The 19,850-nt window shown below is 56.1% G+C and carries 29 protein-coding genes and 2 tRNA genes; 12 read left to right on the top strand and 19 right to left on the bottom strand.

Features of this window, described 5'->3' with window-relative positions:
- Positions 1-22: 22 nt before the first annotated feature.
- The 3 genes from FZZ92_RS01850 to grxD are packed head-to-tail and all read left to right on the top strand — an operon-like array spanning position 23 to position 1,191.
- Positions 23-550, top strand: a complete 528-nt coding sequence (locus FZZ92_RS01850) for a hypothetical protein (RefSeq protein ID WP_115025128.1) — start codon at positions 23-25, stop codon at positions 548-550.
- Positions 551-598: 48 nt separating this feature from the next.
- On the top strand, positions 599-847 hold the full coding sequence (locus FZZ92_RS01845) for a BolA family protein (RefSeq protein WP_114987834.1): 249 nt from the start codon (positions 599-601) through the stop codon (positions 845-847).
- Between the two features lie 20 nt (positions 848-867).
- The gene (gene grxD, locus FZZ92_RS01840; RefSeq protein ID WP_115093059.1) at positions 868-1,191 is read left to right on the top strand and encodes a Grx4 family monothiol glutaredoxin; all 324 of its coding nucleotides are present in this window, start codon (positions 868-870) and stop codon (positions 1,189-1,191) included.
- Between the two features lies 1 nt (position 1,192).
- On the opposite strand, the gene FZZ92_RS01835 is transcribed toward grxD, so the two are convergent.
- Positions 1,193-1,465, bottom strand: a complete 273-nt coding sequence (locus FZZ92_RS01835; RefSeq protein WP_226422439.1) for a DUF6761 family protein — start codon at positions 1,463-1,465, stop codon at positions 1,193-1,195.
- Between the two features lie 74 nt (positions 1,466-1,539).
- Here FZZ92_RS01835 and FZZ92_RS01830 point away from each other — a divergent pair, with 74 nt between their 5' ends.
- Positions 1,540-2,307, top strand: coding sequence for a response regulator transcription factor (locus FZZ92_RS01830; protein ID WP_226398101.1), 768 nt, complete (start codon positions 1,540-1,542; stop codon positions 2,305-2,307).
- A gap of 599 nt (positions 2,308-2,906) precedes the next feature.
- On the top strand, positions 2,907-3,044 hold the full coding sequence (locus tag FZZ92_RS01825; protein ID WP_170952217.1) for a hypothetical protein: 138 nt from the start codon (positions 2,907-2,909) through the stop codon (positions 3,042-3,044).
- Positions 3,045-3,046: 2 nt separating this feature from the next.
- Here FZZ92_RS01825 and FZZ92_RS01820 read toward each other — a convergent pair whose 3' ends face one another.
- On the bottom strand, positions 3,047-3,226 hold the full coding sequence (locus FZZ92_RS01820; RefSeq protein ID WP_226422438.1) for a hypothetical protein: 180 nt from the start codon (positions 3,224-3,226) through the stop codon (positions 3,047-3,049).
- Between the two features lie 215 nt (positions 3,227-3,441).
- On the opposite strand from FZZ92_RS01820, the gene FZZ92_RS01815 reads away from it, so the two are divergent.
- Positions 3,442-3,828 (top strand): hypothetical protein, encoded by a 387-nt coding sequence (locus FZZ92_RS01815; RefSeq protein ID WP_226398102.1) that lies wholly within the window; start codon positions 3,442-3,444, stop codon positions 3,826-3,828.
- 183 nt (positions 3,829-4,011) lie between these two features.
- Here FZZ92_RS01815 and FZZ92_RS01810 read toward each other — a convergent pair whose 3' ends face one another.
- The 7 genes from FZZ92_RS01810 to FZZ92_RS01780 all read right to left on the bottom strand — a co-directional run bounded on the left by FZZ92_RS01810 (position 4,012) and on the right by FZZ92_RS01780 (position 9,667).
- Entirely contained in the window at positions 4,012-4,566 is a 555-nt protein-coding gene (locus FZZ92_RS01810) for a hypothetical protein (protein ID WP_226398103.1), read from the bottom strand.
- A complete protein-coding gene (locus FZZ92_RS01805; RefSeq protein ID WP_226422437.1) occupies positions 4,563-4,847 on the bottom strand; it encodes a hypothetical protein in 285 nt (94 codons plus the stop codon). Before FZZ92_RS01805 ends, FZZ92_RS01810 begins: the two co-directional genes overlap by 4 nt.
- A 35-nt stretch (positions 4,848-4,882) precedes the next feature.
- The gene (gene crtH, locus FZZ92_RS01800) at positions 4,883-6,439 is read right to left on the bottom strand and encodes a carotenoid isomerase (RefSeq protein WP_226398105.1); all 1,557 of its coding nucleotides are present in this window, start codon (positions 6,437-6,439) and stop codon (positions 4,883-4,885) included.
- Positions 6,440-6,462: 23 nt separating this feature from the next.
- Positions 6,463-7,428 (bottom strand): cation transporter, encoded by a 966-nt coding sequence (locus FZZ92_RS01795; RefSeq protein ID WP_226422436.1) that lies wholly within the window; start codon positions 7,426-7,428, stop codon positions 6,463-6,465.
- Positions 7,425-8,795, bottom strand: a complete 1,371-nt coding sequence (gene trmFO, locus FZZ92_RS01790) for an FADH(2)-oxidizing methylenetetrahydrofolate--tRNA-(uracil(54)-C(5))-methyltransferase TrmFO (RefSeq protein WP_226422435.1) — start codon at positions 8,793-8,795, stop codon at positions 7,425-7,427. The genes FZZ92_RS01795 and trmFO overlap by 4 nt, the downstream gene beginning before the upstream one ends.
- A 49-nt stretch (positions 8,796-8,844) precedes the next feature.
- The gene (locus tag FZZ92_RS01785; RefSeq protein WP_025362202.1) at positions 8,845-8,967 is read right to left on the bottom strand and encodes a photosystem II protein Y; all 123 of its coding nucleotides are present in this window, start codon (positions 8,965-8,967) and stop codon (positions 8,845-8,847) included.
- A 193-nt stretch (positions 8,968-9,160) separates the two neighbouring features.
- Positions 9,161-9,667 carry a gamma carbonic anhydrase family protein gene (locus FZZ92_RS01780; RefSeq protein ID WP_370631225.1) on the bottom strand — a complete coding sequence of 169 codons (507 nt, stop codon included), beginning with the start codon at positions 9,665-9,667 and terminating at the stop codon, positions 9,161-9,163.
- Positions 9,668-9,753: 86 nt separating this feature from the next.
- Between FZZ92_RS01780 and FZZ92_RS01775 the strand changes: the two genes are divergently transcribed.
- From FZZ92_RS01775 to FZZ92_RS01765, 3 genes are all read left to right on the top strand, one after another.
- Positions 9,754-9,825, top strand: a tRNA-Lys gene (locus FZZ92_RS01775).
- Positions 9,826-10,021: 196 nt separating this feature from the next.
- Positions 10,022-11,188: an NAD(P)-binding protein gene (locus FZZ92_RS01770; RefSeq protein WP_226422433.1), complete on the top strand. Its 1,167-nt coding sequence runs from the start codon at positions 10,022-10,024 to the stop codon at positions 11,186-11,188.
- A 13-nt stretch (positions 11,189-11,201) separates the two neighbouring features.
- Positions 11,202-11,275, top strand: a tRNA-Pro gene (locus tag FZZ92_RS01765).
- A gap of 706 nt (positions 11,276-11,981) precedes the next feature.
- On the opposite strand, the gene FZZ92_RS01760 is transcribed toward FZZ92_RS01765, so the two are convergent.
- Positions 11,982-12,713 carry a GAF domain-containing protein gene (locus tag FZZ92_RS01760; RefSeq protein ID WP_226398110.1) on the bottom strand — a complete coding sequence of 244 codons (732 nt, stop codon included), beginning with the start codon at positions 12,711-12,713 and terminating at the stop codon, positions 11,982-11,984.
- Positions 12,714-13,311: 598 nt separating this feature from the next.
- Here FZZ92_RS01760 and FZZ92_RS01755 point away from each other — a divergent pair.
- On the top strand, positions 13,312-13,515 hold the full coding sequence (locus tag FZZ92_RS01755) for a DUF1651 domain-containing protein (RefSeq protein WP_370631224.1): 204 nt from the start codon (positions 13,312-13,314) through the stop codon (positions 13,513-13,515).
- 698 nt (positions 13,516-14,213) lie between these two features.
- On the opposite strand, the gene FZZ92_RS01750 is transcribed toward FZZ92_RS01755, so the two are convergent.
- The 4 genes from FZZ92_RS01750 to FZZ92_RS01735 all read right to left on the bottom strand — a co-directional run bounded on the left by FZZ92_RS01750 (position 14,214) and on the right by FZZ92_RS01735 (position 15,471).
- A complete protein-coding gene (locus tag FZZ92_RS01750; protein ID WP_226422432.1) occupies positions 14,214-14,585 on the bottom strand; it encodes an rSAM-associated Gly-rich repeat protein in 372 nt (123 codons plus the stop codon).
- Positions 14,586-14,682: 97 nt separating this feature from the next.
- Positions 14,683-14,763 (bottom strand): DUF1651 domain-containing protein, encoded by an 81-nt coding sequence (locus FZZ92_RS01745; protein WP_370631240.1) that lies wholly within the window; start codon positions 14,761-14,763, stop codon positions 14,683-14,685.
- A gap of 47 nt (positions 14,764-14,810) precedes the next feature.
- Entirely contained in the window at positions 14,811-15,233 is a 423-nt protein-coding gene (locus tag FZZ92_RS01740; RefSeq protein WP_226422431.1) for a hypothetical protein, read from the bottom strand.
- The gene (locus FZZ92_RS01735; protein ID WP_226422430.1) at positions 15,196-15,471 is read right to left on the bottom strand and encodes a DUF1651 domain-containing protein; all 276 of its coding nucleotides are present in this window, start codon (positions 15,469-15,471) and stop codon (positions 15,196-15,198) included. The genes FZZ92_RS01740 and FZZ92_RS01735 overlap by 38 nt, the downstream gene beginning before the upstream one ends.
- Between FZZ92_RS01735 and FZZ92_RS01730 the strand changes: the two genes are divergently transcribed.
- Positions 15,449-15,595: a hypothetical protein gene (locus FZZ92_RS01730; RefSeq protein WP_226398162.1), complete on the top strand. Its 147-nt coding sequence runs from the start codon at positions 15,449-15,451 to the stop codon at positions 15,593-15,595. The two genes, FZZ92_RS01735 and FZZ92_RS01730, sit on opposite strands and share 23 nt — an antisense overlap.
- A 145-nt stretch (positions 15,596-15,740) precedes the next feature.
- Here the strand turns inward: FZZ92_RS01730 and FZZ92_RS01725 are convergent, their stop codons facing one another.
- Positions 15,741-15,935 carry a hypothetical protein gene (locus FZZ92_RS01725; protein ID WP_226398114.1) on the bottom strand — a complete coding sequence of 65 codons (195 nt, stop codon included), beginning with the start codon at positions 15,933-15,935 and terminating at the stop codon, positions 15,741-15,743.
- A 288-nt stretch (positions 15,936-16,223) separates the two neighbouring features.
- Complete coding sequence (locus FZZ92_RS01720) at positions 16,224-16,586, bottom strand: hypothetical protein (protein WP_226422429.1); 363 nt, start codon at positions 16,584-16,586, stop codon at positions 16,224-16,226.
- A gap of 127 nt (positions 16,587-16,713) precedes the next feature.
- On the opposite strand from FZZ92_RS01720, the gene FZZ92_RS01715 reads away from it, so the two are divergent.
- The gene (locus FZZ92_RS01715) at positions 16,714-17,055 is read left to right on the top strand and encodes a hypothetical protein (RefSeq protein ID WP_226422428.1); all 342 of its coding nucleotides are present in this window, start codon (positions 16,714-16,716) and stop codon (positions 17,053-17,055) included.
- A 1-nt stretch (position 17,056) separates the two neighbouring features.
- On the opposite strand, the gene FZZ92_RS01710 is transcribed toward FZZ92_RS01715, so the two are convergent.
- The 3 genes from FZZ92_RS01710 to FZZ92_RS01700 all read right to left on the bottom strand — a co-directional run bounded on the left by FZZ92_RS01710 (position 17,057) and on the right by FZZ92_RS01700 (position 19,723).
- A complete protein-coding gene (locus FZZ92_RS01710; protein ID WP_226398158.1) occupies positions 17,057-17,137 on the bottom strand; it encodes a hypothetical protein in 81 nt (26 codons plus the stop codon).
- Positions 17,138-19,279: 2,142 nt separating this feature from the next.
- Positions 19,280-19,459, bottom strand: a complete 180-nt coding sequence (locus tag FZZ92_RS01705; protein WP_226422427.1) for a hypothetical protein — start codon at positions 19,457-19,459, stop codon at positions 19,280-19,282.
- 63 nt (positions 19,460-19,522) lie between these two features.
- Positions 19,523-19,723, bottom strand: coding sequence for a hypothetical protein (locus FZZ92_RS01700; RefSeq protein WP_226422426.1), 201 nt, complete (start codon positions 19,721-19,723; stop codon positions 19,523-19,525).
- Between the last annotated feature and the right edge of the window lie 127 nt (positions 19,724-19,850).

Raw genomic sequence — 19,850 nt, 5'->3', positions numbered from 1 at the left:
CCAAACTTTTCTTGCTGTTCTCATGGGTTGTCGCGCATTGCTGACAGCTGCTGCACTGGTGGCGACCCTGGGTGTCACTGCGGCTCCTGGCATCGCACAAACGTCAGCAGGAAACCGCGTTCTTGCTCAAACCCAGGGTGGATTCAACCCTGCAGCTGTTCGATCCATGCTCGCCAGCGGCGACGCTGCCGCCAGCCGGGGAGACCTTGCAGCGGCACGGGCTGATTACGACAAGGCCCGTCAAGCGTCCAAGCAACTGCTGGCCTTCTACCGCGATCTAAGTGGTGCCTTCCGCGGGCTGGACGCGCGCATTCCCCGTGAGATGGACAACAAGGGCCGTGAAGCCCTGGAGCTGCTTGCCGAAACCAACCTGAGGCTTGCAGCCCTGTTCCGTCGCCAGAACCAGCCGGAAGTGGCTGTTCCAGTACTGGTCGAGGTGGTCAAGCTGATGACACCCGCCAAGCCCCAGGGTCAGCAGGCCTACCAAAGCCTTCTGGAACTGGGCTTTGTCGAAACGGAATTCCGAGGTGCATCTGCAGCCGGCCAATGAGCCGGTCTGTCAGCATCTGAGCCAGTTCCCACTTGTGCAACCACCGCCATGGTGCAGCCGGATGCCGTTGAAGCCGCGATCCAACAGGTCATTCCAGACGCCAACGTCACCGTTGAGGATCTGACCGGCGGCGGTGACCACCTCCAAGTGACGGTTGTGTCGTCCGCTTTTGCGGGCCTCTCACGCATCCGTCAGCATCAGATGGTCTACGGCGCTCTGCAGCAAGAATTGGCAAGCGAGGCGATTCATGCCCTCGCGCTCAACACCTCAACTCCTTCGGACGCTGCGTCCGCTTAACGCTCAACACACGATCAACGATGGACCCTTCCACCAAAGCTCGAATCGAAACTCTGGTCGCCTCCAGCCCGATCTTCGTGTTCATGAAGGGCTCCAAGTTGATGCCCCAGTGCGGTTTTTCAAACAACGTGGTCCAAATCCTGCACTCCCTCGGTGTGGCATTCGAGACATTCGATGTTCTTTCCGATATGGAAATTCGCCAGGGAATCAAGGACTTTTCCAGCTGGCCCACCATTCCCCAGGTTTACGTGAAAGGGGAATTCATGGGCGGCTCTGACATCCTGATCGAGATGTACAACTCCGGCGAACTCAGGGAAAAATTGGAAATTGCTCTGGCGAGCTAACTCAATAGCCCCGGGGATGCTGCATATACAAAGTGCTGACATCCCCGTCAGGGCCAATGAAGCTGGAGGGATCCATGATCCAGCGATCGATTAATTGCTCAAGGCGATGCTGAGAACGAGGGTCAAGACAACCTGATTTCCTCAAGGCATGCAGATAGCCATCGGAGTACAGCCGCAGCTCCGATGGGGTGTGATAGCGCGTGGTCAGCTCCTGGCAGGCATCGCACAGCGACTGGAAATGACGGATAGCTTCAGGGTCGTCGAGTGATGTCATGAGATGCAACAGCAGCCCCTGTTACCAGCCTGCCAGGAAATTCGGCTTAGCGTAGGCGCGCCCGGGCCGATCCAGTGACCTCCACTCCCCACGACCTTTCGGCTGAAACGTCTGCAGCCAGCTCCGATTCGGTTGTGATGCCAACCTCAAACACCGGTCAGGAGCCTTCTCGGGTCTTGGTTGTCGAGCCGCATCCAACCCTGCGCACGGTGCTGGTCCAGCGGCTCCGTCATGACGGACATCTCACGGCAGCTGTTGCCAATGCCGTTGAAGCTTTGGAGGTTTGTCAGGAACAGTCTCCCGATCTGTTGGTCAGCGCGGAACTGCTGGAGCGCAGCTCTGCACTCCGTCTGGCAGAACAGCTGCGTTGCCCTGTGATTGTGCTGACGGCACGCACCGGTGCAGAACCGGTGGTGGGATTGCTGGATGACGGCGCCGATGATGTGTTGCGCAAGCCTTTCGGTCTTGAAGAATTGGCTGCCCGTTGTCGCACCCTGCTCAAGCGGGGGCACAGCGGTCTGCAGGAACGGGTCACTGTCGGACCGCTCGAAGTGCATCTGCTGCTGCGCCAAGTGACGCTGAGGGAGCAGCCGGTGGAGCTCAGCCCTCGCGAATTCGCCCTGCTTTGTGCCCTTTTGATGCCCCCTGGGCTGGTGCGTAGCCGACAGGAACTGCTGCGGATGGCCTGGCCACCCTTCAGTGGCGGCCCCCGCTCCGTGGACACCCAGGTGCTGACCCTGCGCCGCAAGTTGGAGCAGGCAGGTCTAGGCGAGGGCGGTGGAATCACCACCGTTCGCCAGCGGGGCTATCGCTTCAGCCTGGACAACCTGCCGGCGAGCTAGATCAGGTGTCGTCATTCCAGTCAGAGACTGGAGTCTTACTGTCGCGGGATGAGTTGAAATCGACGTCCTCGCAAACCTGAGATGTTTGCTCACACCCCTTGGAGACCGTCTAAGGGCTCTGGCGTTGATGTACGGGTCCAATGATTCATGCAGCTTTCTTAGCTCGCTCTGGCTTCCAGACGCCAAAGGTCAGCGCAAGGCATCGCGCAAAACCAGCCATGAGGAGACAACAAAATCCCACTGCTCCATCACGAATCACCGCCAGTGCAGCATTCAGAGAGATTCGCTAGTGCCTTTTGAATGGATGCGAATTGATTGCTTCAGTTGAGCCTCTTTAGGCGGGACCAAATGGTGTGAGGTCACCCAACCCAATTCACAGACGTGGTTCAAACAGACTTTCACCTGAACCGTTCCACAGGGGAGATTTGTTAGTTCGGTTGTCATCCCGTAAGACCAACTGGTTCGATTTGAGCGTCTTGAAGCGACTTGGCAACCGCAAACATCTGAACGAAATCAAGAGTTGTTTCCAGCCCAGGCGCAGTTGATTTATCCGTTCACACGGGTAACCATGGCGGGGTCGACACCCGGGAGCCCCCGCCGTGATCGGATTAACCAGAATTTATTGCAACCAAGGAGAGAAGTTTCTCCTCATCGATGTCGTTTCTGAAGACGCCCCCAAGACTTCGGAAGAGCTTGCCAATGAAGGCTGGGAGATTGAAGCAGAAATACCTGTCTGAAATCAGTCGACGATCACAACGTCAGCCCCGGGGCGACCGTTACAGACGGCTACAGCACCAATGCCGTTCAGAGGCTTCCCGGTCACTGTCTCAATGGTTTCAACGCACTGGTTGAAGTGCCGGCGATCGGTGGGATCTGGATAGCTCCATCGATCACCACAAAGCTGATCAGTACAGGACAAAGGTGAGCATTGATGAGGCCTTTGACTTTGCTCATTGGCCTGGCCTGGCTGGATTCAGCATTGTCTCCACATCCTCGATGGACGGACTTATGCCTGGGTATCCCCAAGCGGTTCTACGGCATAGATGGCTGTAATGGTTCACAGTGAAGGGGTACTTCGGTCCGAGGACCCAGCGCGAACACTCAATAACGAAATCTCAGAGCTTCAGGCCCGAGTTGCATTCCCTCAACACTGGAGCAGCGGAGAACACGCGCAGCACATTGAGAAACTCCGCCAGCTCCAAAACCAAAAGCAGCAGCTGGCTTCCGAATCAAGGCAAGCTCATATGGAGCGAAACCATTACTGAAGATCTTTCCTACAAAACTGAAGGCGCTTGGCTAAGCAATGAGCCACAGCAGATGTTCTGCCAGTTCACAAGCCATCGGGATGGCTCTCGAAATGAATTAATTTGCCTGCGCAATTTTCATTGGCGACCACCTGATGACCCAATCCCCCAAGGCAGTCAGCTGATGACGCGCCAAGAGGCTTTGGAGAAATGGAACACGCTCAAGTCGATGGGCTGGAAAAAATGTGCTGGCCCCCTGCACCAAGGCACGCTCTGAGAATCAACTGCCGCTATATCTGCTTGAGCTGACAGACCAGTTGCAGTTCGGCGTTGACGAACCAGACGTTTTCGCCGGATTTCTGCACCGGAGGATGGGTAGGAATAGTCCTTGGGTTCCGTGGTGTTGAAGCCTGTATCAATCACAAAGCCACCGAGAAGCACGATCCGGGGCTTTCTTTCGTCAGCCTGGATAACCTGCAGGCAAGCCGATCCAGCCTTGAGCCAGGGCCAGGGAAGCAAGCAGTTCGCCGGCAATCATCATCACGGCTAAGCCCGCCAAGAGCTGATAGGTCCAGGGTGGGGTCAAACGCCCGATGCCCTTCGTCGACACATTGGTGTTGGCCGCCAGCAGAGCCAGGAATCGATCAAAGCGCTCGATGCGTTGCGGCAACAGCTGGTGGCGAAGATCGGCTGCCTTCACGTAATACACCGTTCCGCCCTGACTGGTACCGACAGGGACCAGGCCACGGATGTCCTGCCAACGCATGGTCCAGCCGCGGCGCAGCAACCAGCGAATCCAGGTGGGGTAACGCACCTGGATTCCCTCAGCATCAGTCTCCACCCGTTCACTCAACAAACCGATCACCAACACCAAGCCCAGCAGCAGCCCTGCCACCACAAGCCATCGAACCTCAGCAGGAGCGAGCAAGGGCAAGGGCAACACCAAAGCCCCATAGAGGCTGAGCAGGGTGAAGCGGATCAGGGGTGATAGGCCGAAGCGTTCGATGCCGGTCATCGGTCGTCCGGGGACCCCGGCAGCGGTTCGATCAGTTCGGAGGGTTGGTAGGTGCCACCAAACACCTCCTGTTCACGGCCTTTCCAAAACTGGCCCAGACGCATCAGATCGGCGTGGGCCTCCTGCACCTTCTCGAGATACAGCTGAGGGTCCATCGACGCCTTGGCTTCCTTGAGCTTTTTGAGCCGCAGCATCTGCAGATTCCAGGGCTTGCTGAGCTCACCCCTCTGGTCGAGGTAGCGGGCCAGATCTTCCGACGACGGCTGAAACTCAGGCGGCATCCCAACTCCTAGATGAAATTACGCTAAGCAAAAGATCAGGCCGGCAGCGCCCAGGGGTTCAGGCCCAGGTCGGCCCCAACCCGATGGGCACAGGCAAACCCACTGAAGGCCACAGCATTCAGACCCTGGCCGGGGAAACAGGAATCGCCCACGCAATAGAGGTTCTTCAGTCCGGTGCGGTTGAACGGCATCGGTAGAAGACCCGGGAGCTGCATCGCCGGGATCGGGCCGTAGCTGCCCTGAAAGCGCCCGAGAAAACGCCGGTGGCTGCGGGGCGTGCCGATCTCCTTGTGGGTGATGGCCTCCGCAAGGCCGGGCAGGACCGCCTCGAGTCGCTGGATCAATCGCGCGGCATCGGCTTCCTTTTTCTCCCGGTACTGACTGGGCGATAGCCCTTGCCAGGCCTCCATCGATGACGGCGTGAAGGTGTGGACGATGTGATGGCCAGCCGGGGCCAGATCCGGATCCAAAAGCGAAGGCATCGACACAAAGATGACCCCCTGCTCGTCTTCCATCCGGCTCCATTCTTCGAGAAGCAGGTGGTGGCAATGAGTGCCGGCCGGAATCAGATCGGACCGAACGCCCAGATGCAGTGAGAGGAAGGACGGCGAAGGCACATAGCGCTTGCGCCAGAACTGCTCCTTGTCAGGCGTGTGGGCAGCATCCACCAGGGCCTGGCCAGAGCGGCGCTTTTCATCACCTTCACCCGAGAAGGTGTCCCATCGGGTGGCATTGGAGATCACCCGCTTGGCATGGATGATCTCGCCATCGGCCAGTTTCACGCCCACCGCCTGATCGTTCTCGATCAATACCTCCGTGACCCGTGCCCGATAGCGAATGGCGCCACCGTGGCGTTCCAATCCCTGCACCAGCTTTTCGGCAATCACGCCAACCCCTCCCTTGGGGTAGTTGATCCCCCCTGCATGGCGATCGGAAAACACCATGCCTGCGTTGATCATCGGCGTGCGATCCGCCGGCATCACCGACCAGCAGAAGCACTCGATATCGATGAACTTCAACAGCTGCTCGTCCTTGATGTGCTGTCGAGCCACCGCTCCGACATTGAACGGCAGCCAGCGAGCTAGGCCTAAGCAGGCCAGTGGCGCTTTGAAGAACACCTTGGTGAGATAGGCCGGATCCTCCAGGGACAGCAGCGGCATGGCGTCCAAGCAGTTGAACACCTGCCAACAGGTGTCGTAAAAGCGGCGGATTCCCTCGGCCTCGTGGGGAAACCGTGCCGTGAGGTCAGCGATGAACTGCTCGTAGTCGCGATCCACCGCGATGCGCAGGCCACCGGGCATGTGGTATTCCAGCTGGGCGGAGTCGGGAATGGTGTCGCAGTGCTCGCCCACGTCCGCCAAGGCCCGAGTGAGCAGGTTGGTGTATCCCTTCGTCCCGAAGCCAAAGATCATCGAAGCTCCGACGTCGAAGGTGTAGCCCTCTCGCTTGAAGGCTCCCCCACTGCCTCCGGGGATCAGATACCGCTCCAAAACGAGGGTCTTGGCTCCTTTCGCCGCCAACTGGCTGGCGGTGACCAAGCCACCGATGCCGGAACCGATCACAACGGCATCCCACTGCTGCTTCTCGCTCATGGCATCGCTTCTTTGAAGTGACGCTAAGGGGCCGTCTGCGGCCTTGGATCCGGGCGATGAATCGGTGGCATCACCGTCAGGATCACTTCAGACCGCACCGGCCGGCCGAGTTCGGCACTGCAACGGGCATCAATGTGATGGCGAAGCGCATCAATCACCCGACTTTCCTGGGGCTGCAGAGGATTGATGTAGACCACGACAAAGGCTGTACGGCCCAGCTGCTGGACGGTGAAGTCCATCATTTGCAACTGAAGCCCCACCAGTTCCTGCATCAACACAATCCGCGTGCGCTGCAACACATCCGGGTCGGCGGCGCAGCCGGCGGCCTGGGCCATGGCATCACGCAGCGCCGCCAAGGGTTCGCGCAACAAGGCCAGGCTGACCGCAAGCACCAGCAGTGCATCGGTAATCGGCGCCAGAGCGGAAAGCGGCGTTGCCAGCAACAACGGAGAGGCCAGCAGGGCCAGGCCTGTGGCCAGGGTGATCACCGCATCAATCCGAGCATTACGGGCCTCCGTCAACAGCAGTAGGGACACCCCCCCGGTGCGGCGCCAATCCCGCCGATGCCGCCAGGCCAAAAGCCCGCACAGCGCTGTCATCAGAACGGTGTAAAGCCCCACCGGTTCCAGATGCAGAGGAGCAATGCTGGAGCCCCGCCACCAGTCGATCAGGGTGGAGCAGGCGCTGCCGACGCCAAAGCCGATCACCCCCAGCAGCACCAGGGAGCGGAACAACACATACAGGGCCTCCTGCCCCTCATAGCCATAGGGCCAGGCTCGATCCGGGGGACGCACAACATTCATGCTGATGCGGCTGGCAATCAACGATGAACCCACCAGCACACCGGAATAGAGACCGTCCAACAGCAGGGCCGAAGAACCGGTCAGCACATGGGCGGAAAACCCGGCGAGTGCCATAACTGCATTGGCTCCGACCCCAAAGCGCAGCGAGCGCTGTTCGATCCGGCGAGCCTCAGCAGGGGTGTTCATACCGTCAGAGTCTCGGGTTGAAGGGCCTGCACCGGCTCCAGATCATGCAGAGCGCGATCGCGGTAGGCGCCATAGCGGGCTCGCTTGTCGCGGATCCGCTCCGGTAGATCCGGCAGAAGCCCGAAATTGGGGGGCATCGGCTGAAATTTCGCGGTGGGCGCCTCGCTAACGAAATGGGTGAGGGCTCCACTCATGCAGGTCGACGGCAGATCAATGGGCTCAAGCCCCCGGGCCAAGCGAGCCGCATTGGTGCCGGCCAACCAGCCACCGGCAACGGCGGCGGCATAGCCCTCGGTGCCCGTGATCTGACCAGCAGCCAAGAGGTTGGGACGCTGGCGGAATTGCAGCGTGGGCTGCAGCAGCTGCGGCGATTCAAGAAAGGTGTTGCGGTGCATCACACCGAACCGCACGAATTCCGCCTGGCCCAACCCAGGAATCATCTGAAGAACACGCTTCTGCTCTCCCCATTTGAGATTCGTCTGGAAGCCCACCAGATTCCACAGACGACCATCCTTGTCTTCCTGCCGCAGCTGAACCACGGCGTAGGCGCGCTTGGCCCGGCGCACGTCGCGATCATTCACATCACCCCAACGAGGGTCCCAGAGCCCGATCGGCTTCAACGGGCCATAGCGCATGGTGTCTTCACCCCGACGGGCCAGCTCCTCAATCGGCAAACAGCCCTCAAAGAAGGTGGCGTCGTTCTGATCAAAGTCCTTGAGTTCGGCCTGTTCGGCGTCGAGCAAGGCCTGGCGGAAGGCCAGGTATTGCTCCTTGTCCATGGGGCAGTTGATGTAGTCCGCATCACCCTTGTCGTAGCGGCTGGCGCGAAAAGCCACCGACAGATCAATGCTGTCGCCATGGACGATTGGACTCGCCGCATCAAAGAAGTGGCAATCAGCTCGGCCGGTGAAACAGCGCAGATCCTCCGCGAGGGGTTCACTGGTGAGCGGCCCCGTCGCCAGCACCGTGATCGCATCAGCGGGCGGCAGGGTGTGCTGCTCGCGGCGTTGAATCGTGACCAGAGGGTGTTGATCCAGAATTTCAGTCAGCGCAGCGCTGTAGCGACCGCGATCGACGGCCAACGCCCCACCCGCCGGGACAGCGTGGGTGTCGGCCGTGCCGATCACGAGGGATCCCAGCCGACGCAGCTCCTCCTGCAGCAAACCCGCTGCACGGTCGCTGCTCAGGGCGCCGAAACTGTTGCTGCAGACCAACTCAGCGAAGTCGCTGCTGTGGTGGGCGGGAGATCGTCGAATCGGACGCATCTCCACCAGGGTGACTGCAACCCCAGCACGGGCGATCTGCCAAGCCGCTTCGGTACCGGCAAGACCGGCACCGAGCACAGTGACATGGGGAGATTGAGACAACCAGCTGCATCAAGCAGCCTTCAGCCTACGAAGCTTGCTCGCCTGTGAATCAAGCGCGGCTGCGCTTGAGCATCAGCTGCAACTGACCCACCGCAGCACGGCCGATGTTGAAGGCAGCCCAGCTGACGGCGGCGAGGATCGGAGCGACCACAAGGAACAGACGGGCATCAATACCCAGTACTTGGCCCGTGGTGATCACGCTGAAGGCCGAGTAACCGACGATCACCAGGATGAGGACCAGACCGATGGCAACTCGGACCATTCTTGAAAACGGAAATCAGTGTCGCCGATCTTACGGACTTCTACGTGGATCCCACGACCTTCCTTGAAAGCTGATCAAATTCGCAGCAATCAAGGGGTTGAGTTCAAGGAGTGATTTGAGCGTGGGATGCCGCCAGTCGCGCATAGCGCTGGGCATGGCGGCGCTGCTCTTCGATCGCTTCCGGAGGAAGATCCCGCTTCACGACGGCCGGGGCGCCCATCACCAGAGTCCCAGGGGGCACATCCCTGGTGACGACTGATCCGGCGGCGACCAGAGCACCTGCACCAATGGTGACGCCATTCAGAACGATGGCCCCAATCCCCACCAGGCACCCATCCTCCAGGGTGGCGCCATGGATCACGGCCCGGTGACCAATGGTGACGTTGATACCGATACGTACCGGCTGCCCCGGATCGCCATGGAGCACGGCGCCATCCTGAACATTGCTCCCCGCTCCGATGCTGATCTGTTCCAAATCACCGCGAGCCACTGCCGTAGGCCAGAGGCTGCTGCCCTCTGCCATCCGGACATTGCCAATGACGACGGCGGAATCGGCGACCCAAGCATCAGCGTCGATCTGAGGAGCGGGCCACGGCTTCGATCCAGTCATGACCATGGTTCGGCAGCCACCAGTCTCTCCGGCGACCTGAGTGATAACCTCAGCTGGTGCCAAAAACGGCATGCCCAAGCGGGCACGGGTCGCTAGCTCAGCGGTAGAGCATCCGGCTTTTAACCGGCTGGTCCTGAGTTCGAATCTCAGGCGACCCATATCAACGCTTTGATGTCGTCTCGTGACTCAGGCTGGCCATCACTGCGGCGGCTGTTAGAAAGCCGTGAATCCTTGATCAGGCCTACGGTTCAGATGGCGTATTTCGCGTTCTTTGGCGTCACGATTCTTCTGGCTCTGCTGGGCGGACTGTTTTCCAGGGTCGCTGCAGAACGTTATTGGATGTGATCAAGAGAGGTGGCTGCAGCGAACGTGGCTGAGGTTGATCTCGCCGTCGTCGGAGCTGGGCTGTCCGGATGCAGCCTGATCGGTCGATTCCACCAGTTGCAATCCAATCTGAACATTGCGCTGATTGAAGCCGGCCGGGGGCCGGGGGGCAGGGCTGCCAGCCGTCGCAGGAGAGACCAAAGCGGCTGGTTGCTCGACCATGGAGCCCCTGGTTTTGCTCTCAAAAACCCTCCATCCCTTGGGATGAAGGAACTGTTGTCACCGTTGCAGTCGGCAGGAGTCCTGGAGCGCAACAAGCGTCCTGTGCTTTCGCTGGACGCAGACGCAGCCTTGTCTGCCGCCACAAGCCCTGAGGCCTGCCCGGAGGGCGGGTGGTGGCATGGCGTTCCCTGCATGGCCCGCATCTGCGAAGAGCTGCTTGATGGTGTTGGCTCAGCGCAAGTGAGCCGTCATTTCGAAACCCGCGTGCGCTGGCTGGAACGACGCAGCGATCATTGGATTCTCGAAAACGAAGATCGGAGCTGGAGCCTTAAGGCCCAGAAACTGGTGCTTAGTGGAACCCTGCTGGCCCATCCCCGCTCCCTGAAGATGCTGGCGTGGGACGACGTCCCCTTGAGATCAGCCGTTGCAAAGGGCGTGGACGTCGACCTCGATGCCGTGCTGAGTCAGCTCCAACGCATGCGCGCCGAGGTGCGCTGGAACTTAATGGTGGACCTCGGTGTGCCCGACCTCAAGGGTGACGTCATCCCTGCTCAAATCTGGTTGAACGAAGCTGCGAAGGCGCGCTGGCAGGTGGAAAGACTCGTTTTTCAGCCTCAAAGCGATGGACGCTGGGGGCTGGTGGTGCATGGTTTGGATTCGGGAGAAGCGATCACGCCCCAAAGCCAGGCTCGCCTGCTCGCCCAAGAGCAACATCGTCTTGTGAACCTGTTGCCCGAACTGCTCAAGTCTTCATCGGGTCTATCAGCTGCGGTGAACCAGGCAAAACCCCTCGGCGTGATGCGCTGGGGAGCATCACGCCCCCTCAACCACCCTCTTCACCCAGAGCTTCAGTGGTGCCCCAAAAGCAGAGTGGGATTTTGCGGGGATTGGATCGAGGGCCCTGGCTTTGGAACAGCGGAAGGAGCGATTCGCAGCGGCGTCGACCTCGCTGAACAACTGCACGCTGACCGCTAACCTCTTAAGGCGCCGGGGAGTGGCGCAGTTTGGTAGCGCGCTTGCTTTGGGAGCAAGATGCCGCAGGTTCGAATCCTGTCTCCCCGATGCCCATCAAAGTCAGTCCCCAGCTGACATCTCCACCGCTCCGCAAGGGGCGGTTTTTTATTGCTTTCAAGCAAGCGTGCGCAAAACGTGCGTAAAACCAGCGAACAGGAAGGCTTTTGCGCACGACTTGTCGGAACACGTCTAGCCCTGCTGGATGAAATAATCGAAGCCAGTATTCGCTGCAAGCAACACAGCAATGCTGTTGGGGCTTTGAAGCTTCAGGCGCAATTAACAAGACTGCTGAAAGGCAGTTAGGTGCCAATAAAAATCCCCGCTCTTGCTGATGGGGTGAGAATTGCTCTTCGAATTGATGATTGTGTAAGCCAAAACTGTGGAGTCAGTGGAGAAGAGATCAACCCAATCGCCATAACGAGCTTGGCCTGTATCTCCCCAGCCTCCGCCAAGAGCAATCTTCACGCCGTTTGGATCGAGTCCATCAGGGTCTCCTGCAGCCTCAAAGCATTGACTTTTGTAAAGAGAATGGCCAAGGTGCTGAGTTATTAAGCCTATTTCATGAATTTGTGTAAATACGGAGTGCGACAATCAAAAGATGTAATTCATCTAAATGTTGGATCTGCAGATTCCCTTTAGGTTTTTTGGAGCGCTACTCGTGGGCTCTGCCCTTATGTCAATGGCTCAAAATCCCAAGGAGTTGATTTTACTGGGTGGCACCTTCCTTCTCGGCCTAGGGGCACTTGAGGCAGCGCTAAGGTTCGGAGGCTTTTAACTCGTCCTCTGATCGCCAAACGTCCAAGACCTCTGGGAAATGCTTCTCAATACAGGAATCGCAGATGCCATGTGTGAATTTCAGGCTTGATCTTTGTGAAAGATATTTATCAAGATGCATCCATTCTCCATTCTGGTCTTGAGCCTTCCTGCAATAAGAGCACGTAGAAATCATTCTATTTCCACCGCTATGCGTACAAAAGGATTCAATTAGGTTGATAGATTTTTTTCGCAACTCGAGAAAAGCAACGACTTGCCTTGCAAGAGCTTTCATGACATCGCATTCTCTATCGGTCAAATAACGAGGTCTTCGATCTATCACGCATAAAGTTCCTACTCTTAATGAAGCACTGTTTTCCAGCGGAAAACCTGCATAAAGTCTTATCTGAGGGTCGCCGCAAACAAGAGGATTGTCAGTAAAGCGTGAGTCCATCGTTGCATCGGGAACGATAAGAGGATCGGAGGAATGAATTGCGTGAGCGCAAAAAGACCAATCCCTTGGTGTCTCCTGAATATCAACGCCTACTTTTGACTTGAACCACTGCCTATCTACATCAACAAGGCTCATAAGAGCAATGGGTGCAGAGCATACAGTTGCAGCTATTTTCGTTATATCGTCATATGACTGCTCAGGGCTTGTACCTAAAATCCTGTATTCATTGAGCGCATTAATCCTTTCCGCTTCATTTTCAGGCAGCAGAGAGGAAGGCACGAGTAGGATGTGCTAATAGGGTTGAAGATTAATGCTCTAGGCTATTTAATCAAATTATCAATATAAAAATTATTCACTTTAGGAATGATGTTGAATGATTCACGGTTCACAAAAGGAAGGCCGCCCCTCCCGGTGGAGAGACGGCCTAGCTCGCTCGTTTGTGCATGGTTCAACCCATCACTGCTTAAGAGAGAAAGGGTCGAAGCTTCTGGCTCGAGGCGCCCTGGGGCCATTTGCTCTAGGTGTTGGGTCGTTTTCTCCGAGGGCACCTGAGACGGTGCAAGTGGAGCGTCGAATGGCGTGGCGTACAAAGTGCGTGCCTACCAAAGGACCAACCCAGGTCATTTTTGAGACTGTTGGAGCAGGGGCCAGAAAGTCAGTCTGCTTTTTGGATCTGCTCGGTTGGACCGTCGTCTCTCATGAACGCCTCCGATCTCGATGCACTCAGTTTTGTGCCTTGAAGGCACAAAGTCATCGGCATTAAGGCGCATTGCCTTGATGGTCTGAGCGACCGATTTTTGGGGTGGCGTGCCTGGCTGCCCTCACGCAGTTGAGGGCATTGCTTGACTGTTCATAGTGATGCCCAGCTAGTACATGGGTGCTTACATGGGTTGCCATGCGGGATGGCTGGCTCATCGACCGGGAGGGGTTCTGGATCTGCCGATTTCACCGTGATGAGAAGGCTTGGATCCGTGATCCACGGGTGTTCGTCGATCACGGGCGGGAGATGCCCAGCGGCCAGCCCGCCCTTCTTAAGCGGCGGGAATACCTGCGCCGGGATGCTTCAGGGCAACGCTGGTAAGAGCTTCTGCGGTTGGGCTGGTCAACCACTGACCCTGCGTGGGGTGCTGAGGTTGAGCCGTGATCGATCACGCAACCCAAGAGCAAGCAGCTCTCCGATTTTTGTCGCTTTGATAGTTCACTTCAGCCTGAGCCTTCGCCCAAAAGCGGGGGCTTTTGATTGGGAAAGCGCCGGGCACTCGTGAAGCCCAGTGCCAACCCTTTGGGTGCAGCTCTGCAGCCCCGGGGGACACTGCCTTCATCCTCTATATCGTCTAGCTCAAGTAGGCACTCTCATCCTTAAGTAATTGTGAACGGATTGCTCTTTTCGCTGTCACCCTCCGCACCGAAAGGAAAAGCGAGAATCATTACCTTTGCGATGCGAGCGTTTTGCTCGTGAGGGTCGGCCCCTCTATAGAGCTGCAGGGGCCTTCTTCTTGTGCCAAGCGAAGCCACACCTCCTCGAACAGGGTGACCTCGCCGCTCCGTGAAGTGCAAATCAAACAGAGCACCTATGTCGTAACTCTGGCCTCCGACAGCTTTACGCATCACCTGCTACTTAAGTGGCATCACCACTTGAACTTGATCTCACCGCTAGAAAGAGCTTCTGCGGTTGGGCTGGTCTGCCACTGCCCCGGATTGGGGTGCTGAGGTGGAGCCCTGACTCCCCGGCATAAATAAACCCCGCCATTGCTGACGGAGTGAAGTCAGCTCGCAGTTCTACCAATTCGCAAAGCCACGTCGCCCGCCACCGTTGCCCCAGGCACCTGAACCATTGCGCCAGCCACCACCACCGGCATTAGCGAAACCGCGACCGGCGTTAGCGAAACCGCCACCATTGCGCCAGCTACCGCCACCACCGTTAACCCAGCCACGCCGATAGCCACCGTTAGCCCACCCAGCGATCTCCAGCGGTTGGTGCAGCCTTGCCTTCAAAATGTGCGACCAGCTGTCGTCACCTTGTGCAGCTGCAATGCGTTGCTCAATGCTGTTGTCAGCTTTTTGAATGGAATATGTTCCGGCCTCAGTGGCGCCAACACTGCTCCAGGTGCTGAGCAGGATCAGTGTTCCAAGAAGGGTGGTTGGCTTCATTAGGGCCATTGAGCAGGTGAACTTCTGAAGTAGTAGCCGCGATGCAAGCGGCTGGTCATGGGTCAGATGTGACTGTCTTGAGTGTTCCCCGCTCTGTTCAGCGCACTGGCGGACGGCACCGCACCCAACCGGTCTTCAGCATCGATTTCCACACCTCGATGGCGTTGTGCCGAAGCATTCTTCTGCGGATTTGGGGCACTGGTGGCCTTCATGAAAGAGAGGCGATCACCAAAAAGAATGTGACCAGTACTGTTTATGCATCAAGCAAAAAGATCCTGCAATAAGCTTCGCTGCTTCGATTGCCTCTTCCAACTCAAAATAAAGGGCAGCAGAGAATGTGTCGGTCTTACAATTCATTACCATCGCGGTCGGCACGTCCAATCCGTTTTGATCTTTATTTTGCTCTTTGGTTGTAATCGCAAGGCCAAACAATGCTTTGTCTTCTGATGATCTTGAGTAGCTCACTGACATCAAGTAAGGCTTTGTAAACGCAAAGTTGCCATTGTCGATTGTTGGATCTGCGTCGGCTGCAGCAATTTGAGGGTGCATGGTCATGAGCAATACGACGAGAAGTTTTTTCATTTGCCAGATCCTTCTCCCTGTTTTGTAGCTACCCGCGCACAAGCGGGAGGCAGCGCCTCCAGCCAATTTTCAACAACTTGTCCCAATCATGAATTGCGTTATAGCGAAGCATCTGCCGGCGGGTTTGCGGGACTGGTGGGCTAGGCGGAACCCAGCGATAGGTGCGCACCGCAACCCACTGCGCATAGACCGTTGCTGAGTCGGGTTTGAACTGACAAAGCAGTTGCTGTTCAGGACTGACCAGCCAACCTTCACCGCCTGGTTTTTCTGGCGGGGGATTGGTGGCGCGGACCTTCTTCGGCATCGCCGGAGTCTGGAGAGCGGGGAACTCTCAAGACAGTCACGTCTCAACCATGACCCGCGACACCCGCATTGCCCTGTTCCTGCTGGGGGAACTCGTGGCAGCACTACGAGCCAACGACTTCTGACCTCTTCAAGCGTTGGCTGCCTGGTGGGGTGCCCCCCCATGCTGAAGGAGCTGCAACAGGGGCAGAACCTGAAGAAGCAATGCAAGCTTTGGGCACCGACCTGGCAGAAGGAGATGGGCTGGGCACATCAGGCTGGTTAGTTCAGTCAAGACTCAGTGTCCAGCAGCTCAATCTCCACTTCACGCCCTTTCAGCCTGTTGAGCATGTCGCGGCTGTGATCGATGGGCGATCCGTAGTACTCGAAATCCATCTGGAACTGCGGCAGGACGGAGCGCAGTCCACGGCGTTTCTGCCGAGCCAAATAACGATGAAAGCGGTTGAACGACCTTGATCGGCTCATGGCACCTCCTTCAGTTGTTACTCCTTTGTAAGGCGTCTTCAGGGGTGAGAACTGTGTTGAAACAAACCATCAGCAAAACTGCAGCTCGCATAAAAAAGAGCTGCAAGCTTTGGGCGCCCATCTGGCAGAAGGAAATGGGCTGGGAACCAGAAGCGGGCTAGGGCCCCAAGGTCTCGGTATACAGACAACGGCTTAGCCAGGCAAAAACCATCTAAAAATGACCGTTGGTTTCAAATGAACGTGGCGCGTTTTCTACTCAGAGACGGGAACAAGGTCGGGGCTGCCGTCTCACCAGAAGGGCTTGAGATCTTCACCTACCAAGACCCGAAAGGACAAGAGATCCACGCTTTGGCAACAGTCAAAGCGGAGAGGGAGTTTCTCAAGCAGGTCCCATCGAAACTTCTCCCGCTGTATGTGCGCATGGAGCATGCCCTTGCCAAGACAGTTGGTCGAGGCTGAGATCACATGAGAAACCTCAATCAAGCGGTCCTGATCATCCTGCTGATCATGGCGGTAGGAACTGGGATTTGGCTCAATAAGACGACATGGCGTAACCGGCGTCTTATCTGGCAGATGCAGGCTGCCGTCGTCGCTGGCGGCATCGGCTTCGTCGCCGGCCGAGTAACAGGAGGCAAAGGCTGAATCACCCAACTAATGAGAGCCGGCGGCACCGTGGCGGCCTGCACCTAACCAAGTAGTAGTCAGTTCCTGCAGAGTGCTGCAAGCCACAACGAAGGCTGAGTTCTCAACCCAGGATGTGCCGAAAGCCGTCCGCTTCATGGCATCCAAATTTTTCCACGTTCATCACGAGTTCCGCGCAGGCAAAGCACAACAGTGGTGGGAGACGGCCCAGGCAGCCATGACTCCAGGTGGTGGCTGGGATGAGGCCGTCGCCAAAAATTTAGAAGCGGGGTTCTACAACCATTCGTTCTGTCCCGTTGGCCCTGAAGGCCCTGCTTTCTGCATCTGGGAAGTCCGCGAAGGAATCACAGCGGAGGAGTTTCAGGAATTCATCGATGGCCCTAATGGCGTGAATTTTGGATTGGGGGCATGGATGAACATCTGCAGGGAGATCAACATTGAGATGGCAGGAAACCCCCCTTACCCAAGAAAGTTCTGAATCACTGCACTGGTAGCGAACACCTGAGCCAGCCTGTTCTGAGCATCTTGTCCCAGGCCTCAATGGCGTTGTACCTGAGCATCCGCCTGCGGGTTTACGGCATTGGTGGTATTCCGGTTGCTCAACCCAAGATCAAATTGGTATAGCGCTTTTTGTGCTTTCCCCTACATTCTTGTTTTACAAGGCGTATCCAATTCTTGACATTCACTTTGGCCATAATCCTTGCCTCGCTTTCAAGGCGTTGTTGCTTGGGGTGGTAATTATCAACGTTGAAAATATCTACATGACAAATCTGGGATGCGATTTGCTGCTGACTTAGAACAGGCGCCCCCTTTCGGCATTGTTGCTGAACAGCATGCCATCCTTCGTGTTTGAGGGTATCAACAATCTCATTAAAGTCTCCTTTGTGAAAACCTTGGCACATCACTACGAATCCTCTTGGGATGTTGTAGTACCCATACAGGCTTCGCCCTTTGCATCCGAAAGTCTTTGAATTGTTGGACCAGATGATTGAACGTGGTCCTAGAACATCTTGAATGGTTTGACCAAGTTCCTCTAGGCGAGGACTGTTGAGGAGGTGTGGGGTTAGCGATATAGATCGAATCTCGACAGCGTGTTCACGTGCTGTTCTTGCCTATCGACTGGCATCTGAGGTATATCCACTTATACAACTGAAAAAGTTAGCTTCAGCTTTGCATCGTTGAATACTACTCCCGGAAACCCGGAGTACTTTTTTGCCAAGTCTGACCAGCCCAGAAATGCAGCGCATCTTTATTTCTGGGTCTTCTGGTTCAGCTGTTTTTAGATAGGTCCCGCAAATCATATCCGCATAGCTTTTACTTGCACATTTGTCCAAGCCTGGCCTGGTATTAATGCCAATACTGGCAACAGATAGATGGATGTATTGATAAGGGATGACTTTCTCAATTGGGTCGTTACCACCTGCATCTTTCATCCATAGCCACACCTCTCACGGCTAGCCAATGGCTGTTTCTTTGTCTATGGCCGAATACCTCAGGACGTAGGCCAGTGCTTGACCCTCATCACCCGGTTTTTCTAGGGGTGGATTGGTAGCGCGGTCCTTATTCGGCATGGCGCGGAGTCTGACTAATCAATCAAACGTTGACCGCTGCCACTAGGTCTGCCGTTGCATTTGGCTTGAGCCTGGCGTAGCTCTTCAGGTGAGCCTCGATGGAGTGACCCATTGCCTCGCAGATGTTGGCGAAGGGATATTGGTGGCGTGCATCCCTTTGGCAAAGCGATGACGGACGGAATACGGGGCGAGCTATTCGTGCAATGTTCAGAAGAGTCTCAGAAGCTGTTCTGCCGTCTCGGCCCATGCTGAAGTAGAGGAATGCTCGAATCGCGATCAGTCAACGAATGGGAATCATGGCTGCAACGCCGTGATTCGAAAGATGTCCACTGGGATGACGCAGAAGAGCTGAGGTTCCTATCAAGCGTCCTGTTGATCTGCTTGCCGAAACGCTGGATGCACGAAATGCAAGTAGCAGGACGTAGAAACGTGAGTACCTAACCAGGCTCTGGAATCTTGTTCATAGGCATCTTCCAAACAGGAGGCCAGATTGTTGAATGGCATTCAAAATAGTTATGTAATGAGTCAATGCTCCTTCGTTGCTTCTGCACTCGATTGACGTCCAAAAGGCAATAATATAACTGGAAACTTTCATCAATTATCAATAAAATAGCCCGCACGATTATTATCTTATTACATCAAATTAGCGGCAGTATTATTTCCTGCTGTACCGATTCAACCCACTAATCCATCAACTGGTCTCGTAGAAGGCGTTTTTGATGCCTAACAGACAGGTGCTGGCCAATCCTGAACCCGCGCCAGAATCTTTTGAGCGGCGCAATCTGCTCATAAGTCAGACACGAGAGGTCTTGTAAGCGCCAAGCTGACCAAAGAAGGCGCATACGAAGGCACCTTCTTTCCAATGGTATTTCCGTTAACCATTGGGCGCTGGTCACTGCACTGACTCTCTTCTGGCGATGCGGGGAGTCAGACCAGCGTTTCTTCGCTTGGAGGGTTGCAACGCAGACGGCCTAACTTCTGCATCGTCGCTCCACCTTCGATGATGGTCTCACTGTGAATCAGCATCACACAGCCATAATCTCTATGTAGACCTGTCGCCTAGATGCGAGAGGAAAACCACATCGGGCGCGGTTGTTCGATGGATGCGTGGTTAACGAGCTGTCGGCCATTTCACTCCTTTTCTGGCGCCTCATCAACGGCAGCTGCGTTGAAAAGCAGCATTTGAGTGGAACACAGCGATACCCACTCAGCACCGACACCCGGGAAAGCATCAGCAGCAATCCTGAGAAGCAATAAAAAACCCTTGGAGTGGAAACACACCAAAGGCGCTTTTTCTTCTAGCGATAACACCCATCAGCCTTGGACCAATTCAGCAATGACCCAAAAAGGATCAACAGAGCAGAAACATTGTAATTATGCAGCCAAGGACTGTTGCTTAAGAGATAAGCGACCTGCAGCCATCGAGTTATGAACTAAATCTTGAGCATATTGGCGACCAGCTTTTTGTGCTTCACGGACACTTTTAAAATTACCGACAAAATCGTACTCTTTTCCATCAACCGTTGCTGCTACGGCATAGAGCTTGTCAGCGACCTTACTGACAGACCAGCGCAAGAAACACGCAGGGGAGTTCTTCTGGCTGTGCATACTATCCTCCATAAAATACAAGTGGACTTAAGCACTTACCCGCTTAACCAAGCCAAAGGCTTTATATTACGCAAATAGGTAATTATTTTCTTTT

Source organism: Synechococcus sp. MU1611, assembly GCF_020514255.1.
In the GTDB taxonomy this organism is placed as follows: Bacteria; Cyanobacteriota; Cyanobacteriia; order PCC-6307; family Cyanobiaceae; genus Parasynechococcus.
The sequence above is the reverse complement of the archived record's forward strand: the minus strand, read 5'-3'. Positions and strand labels throughout refer to the sequence as shown.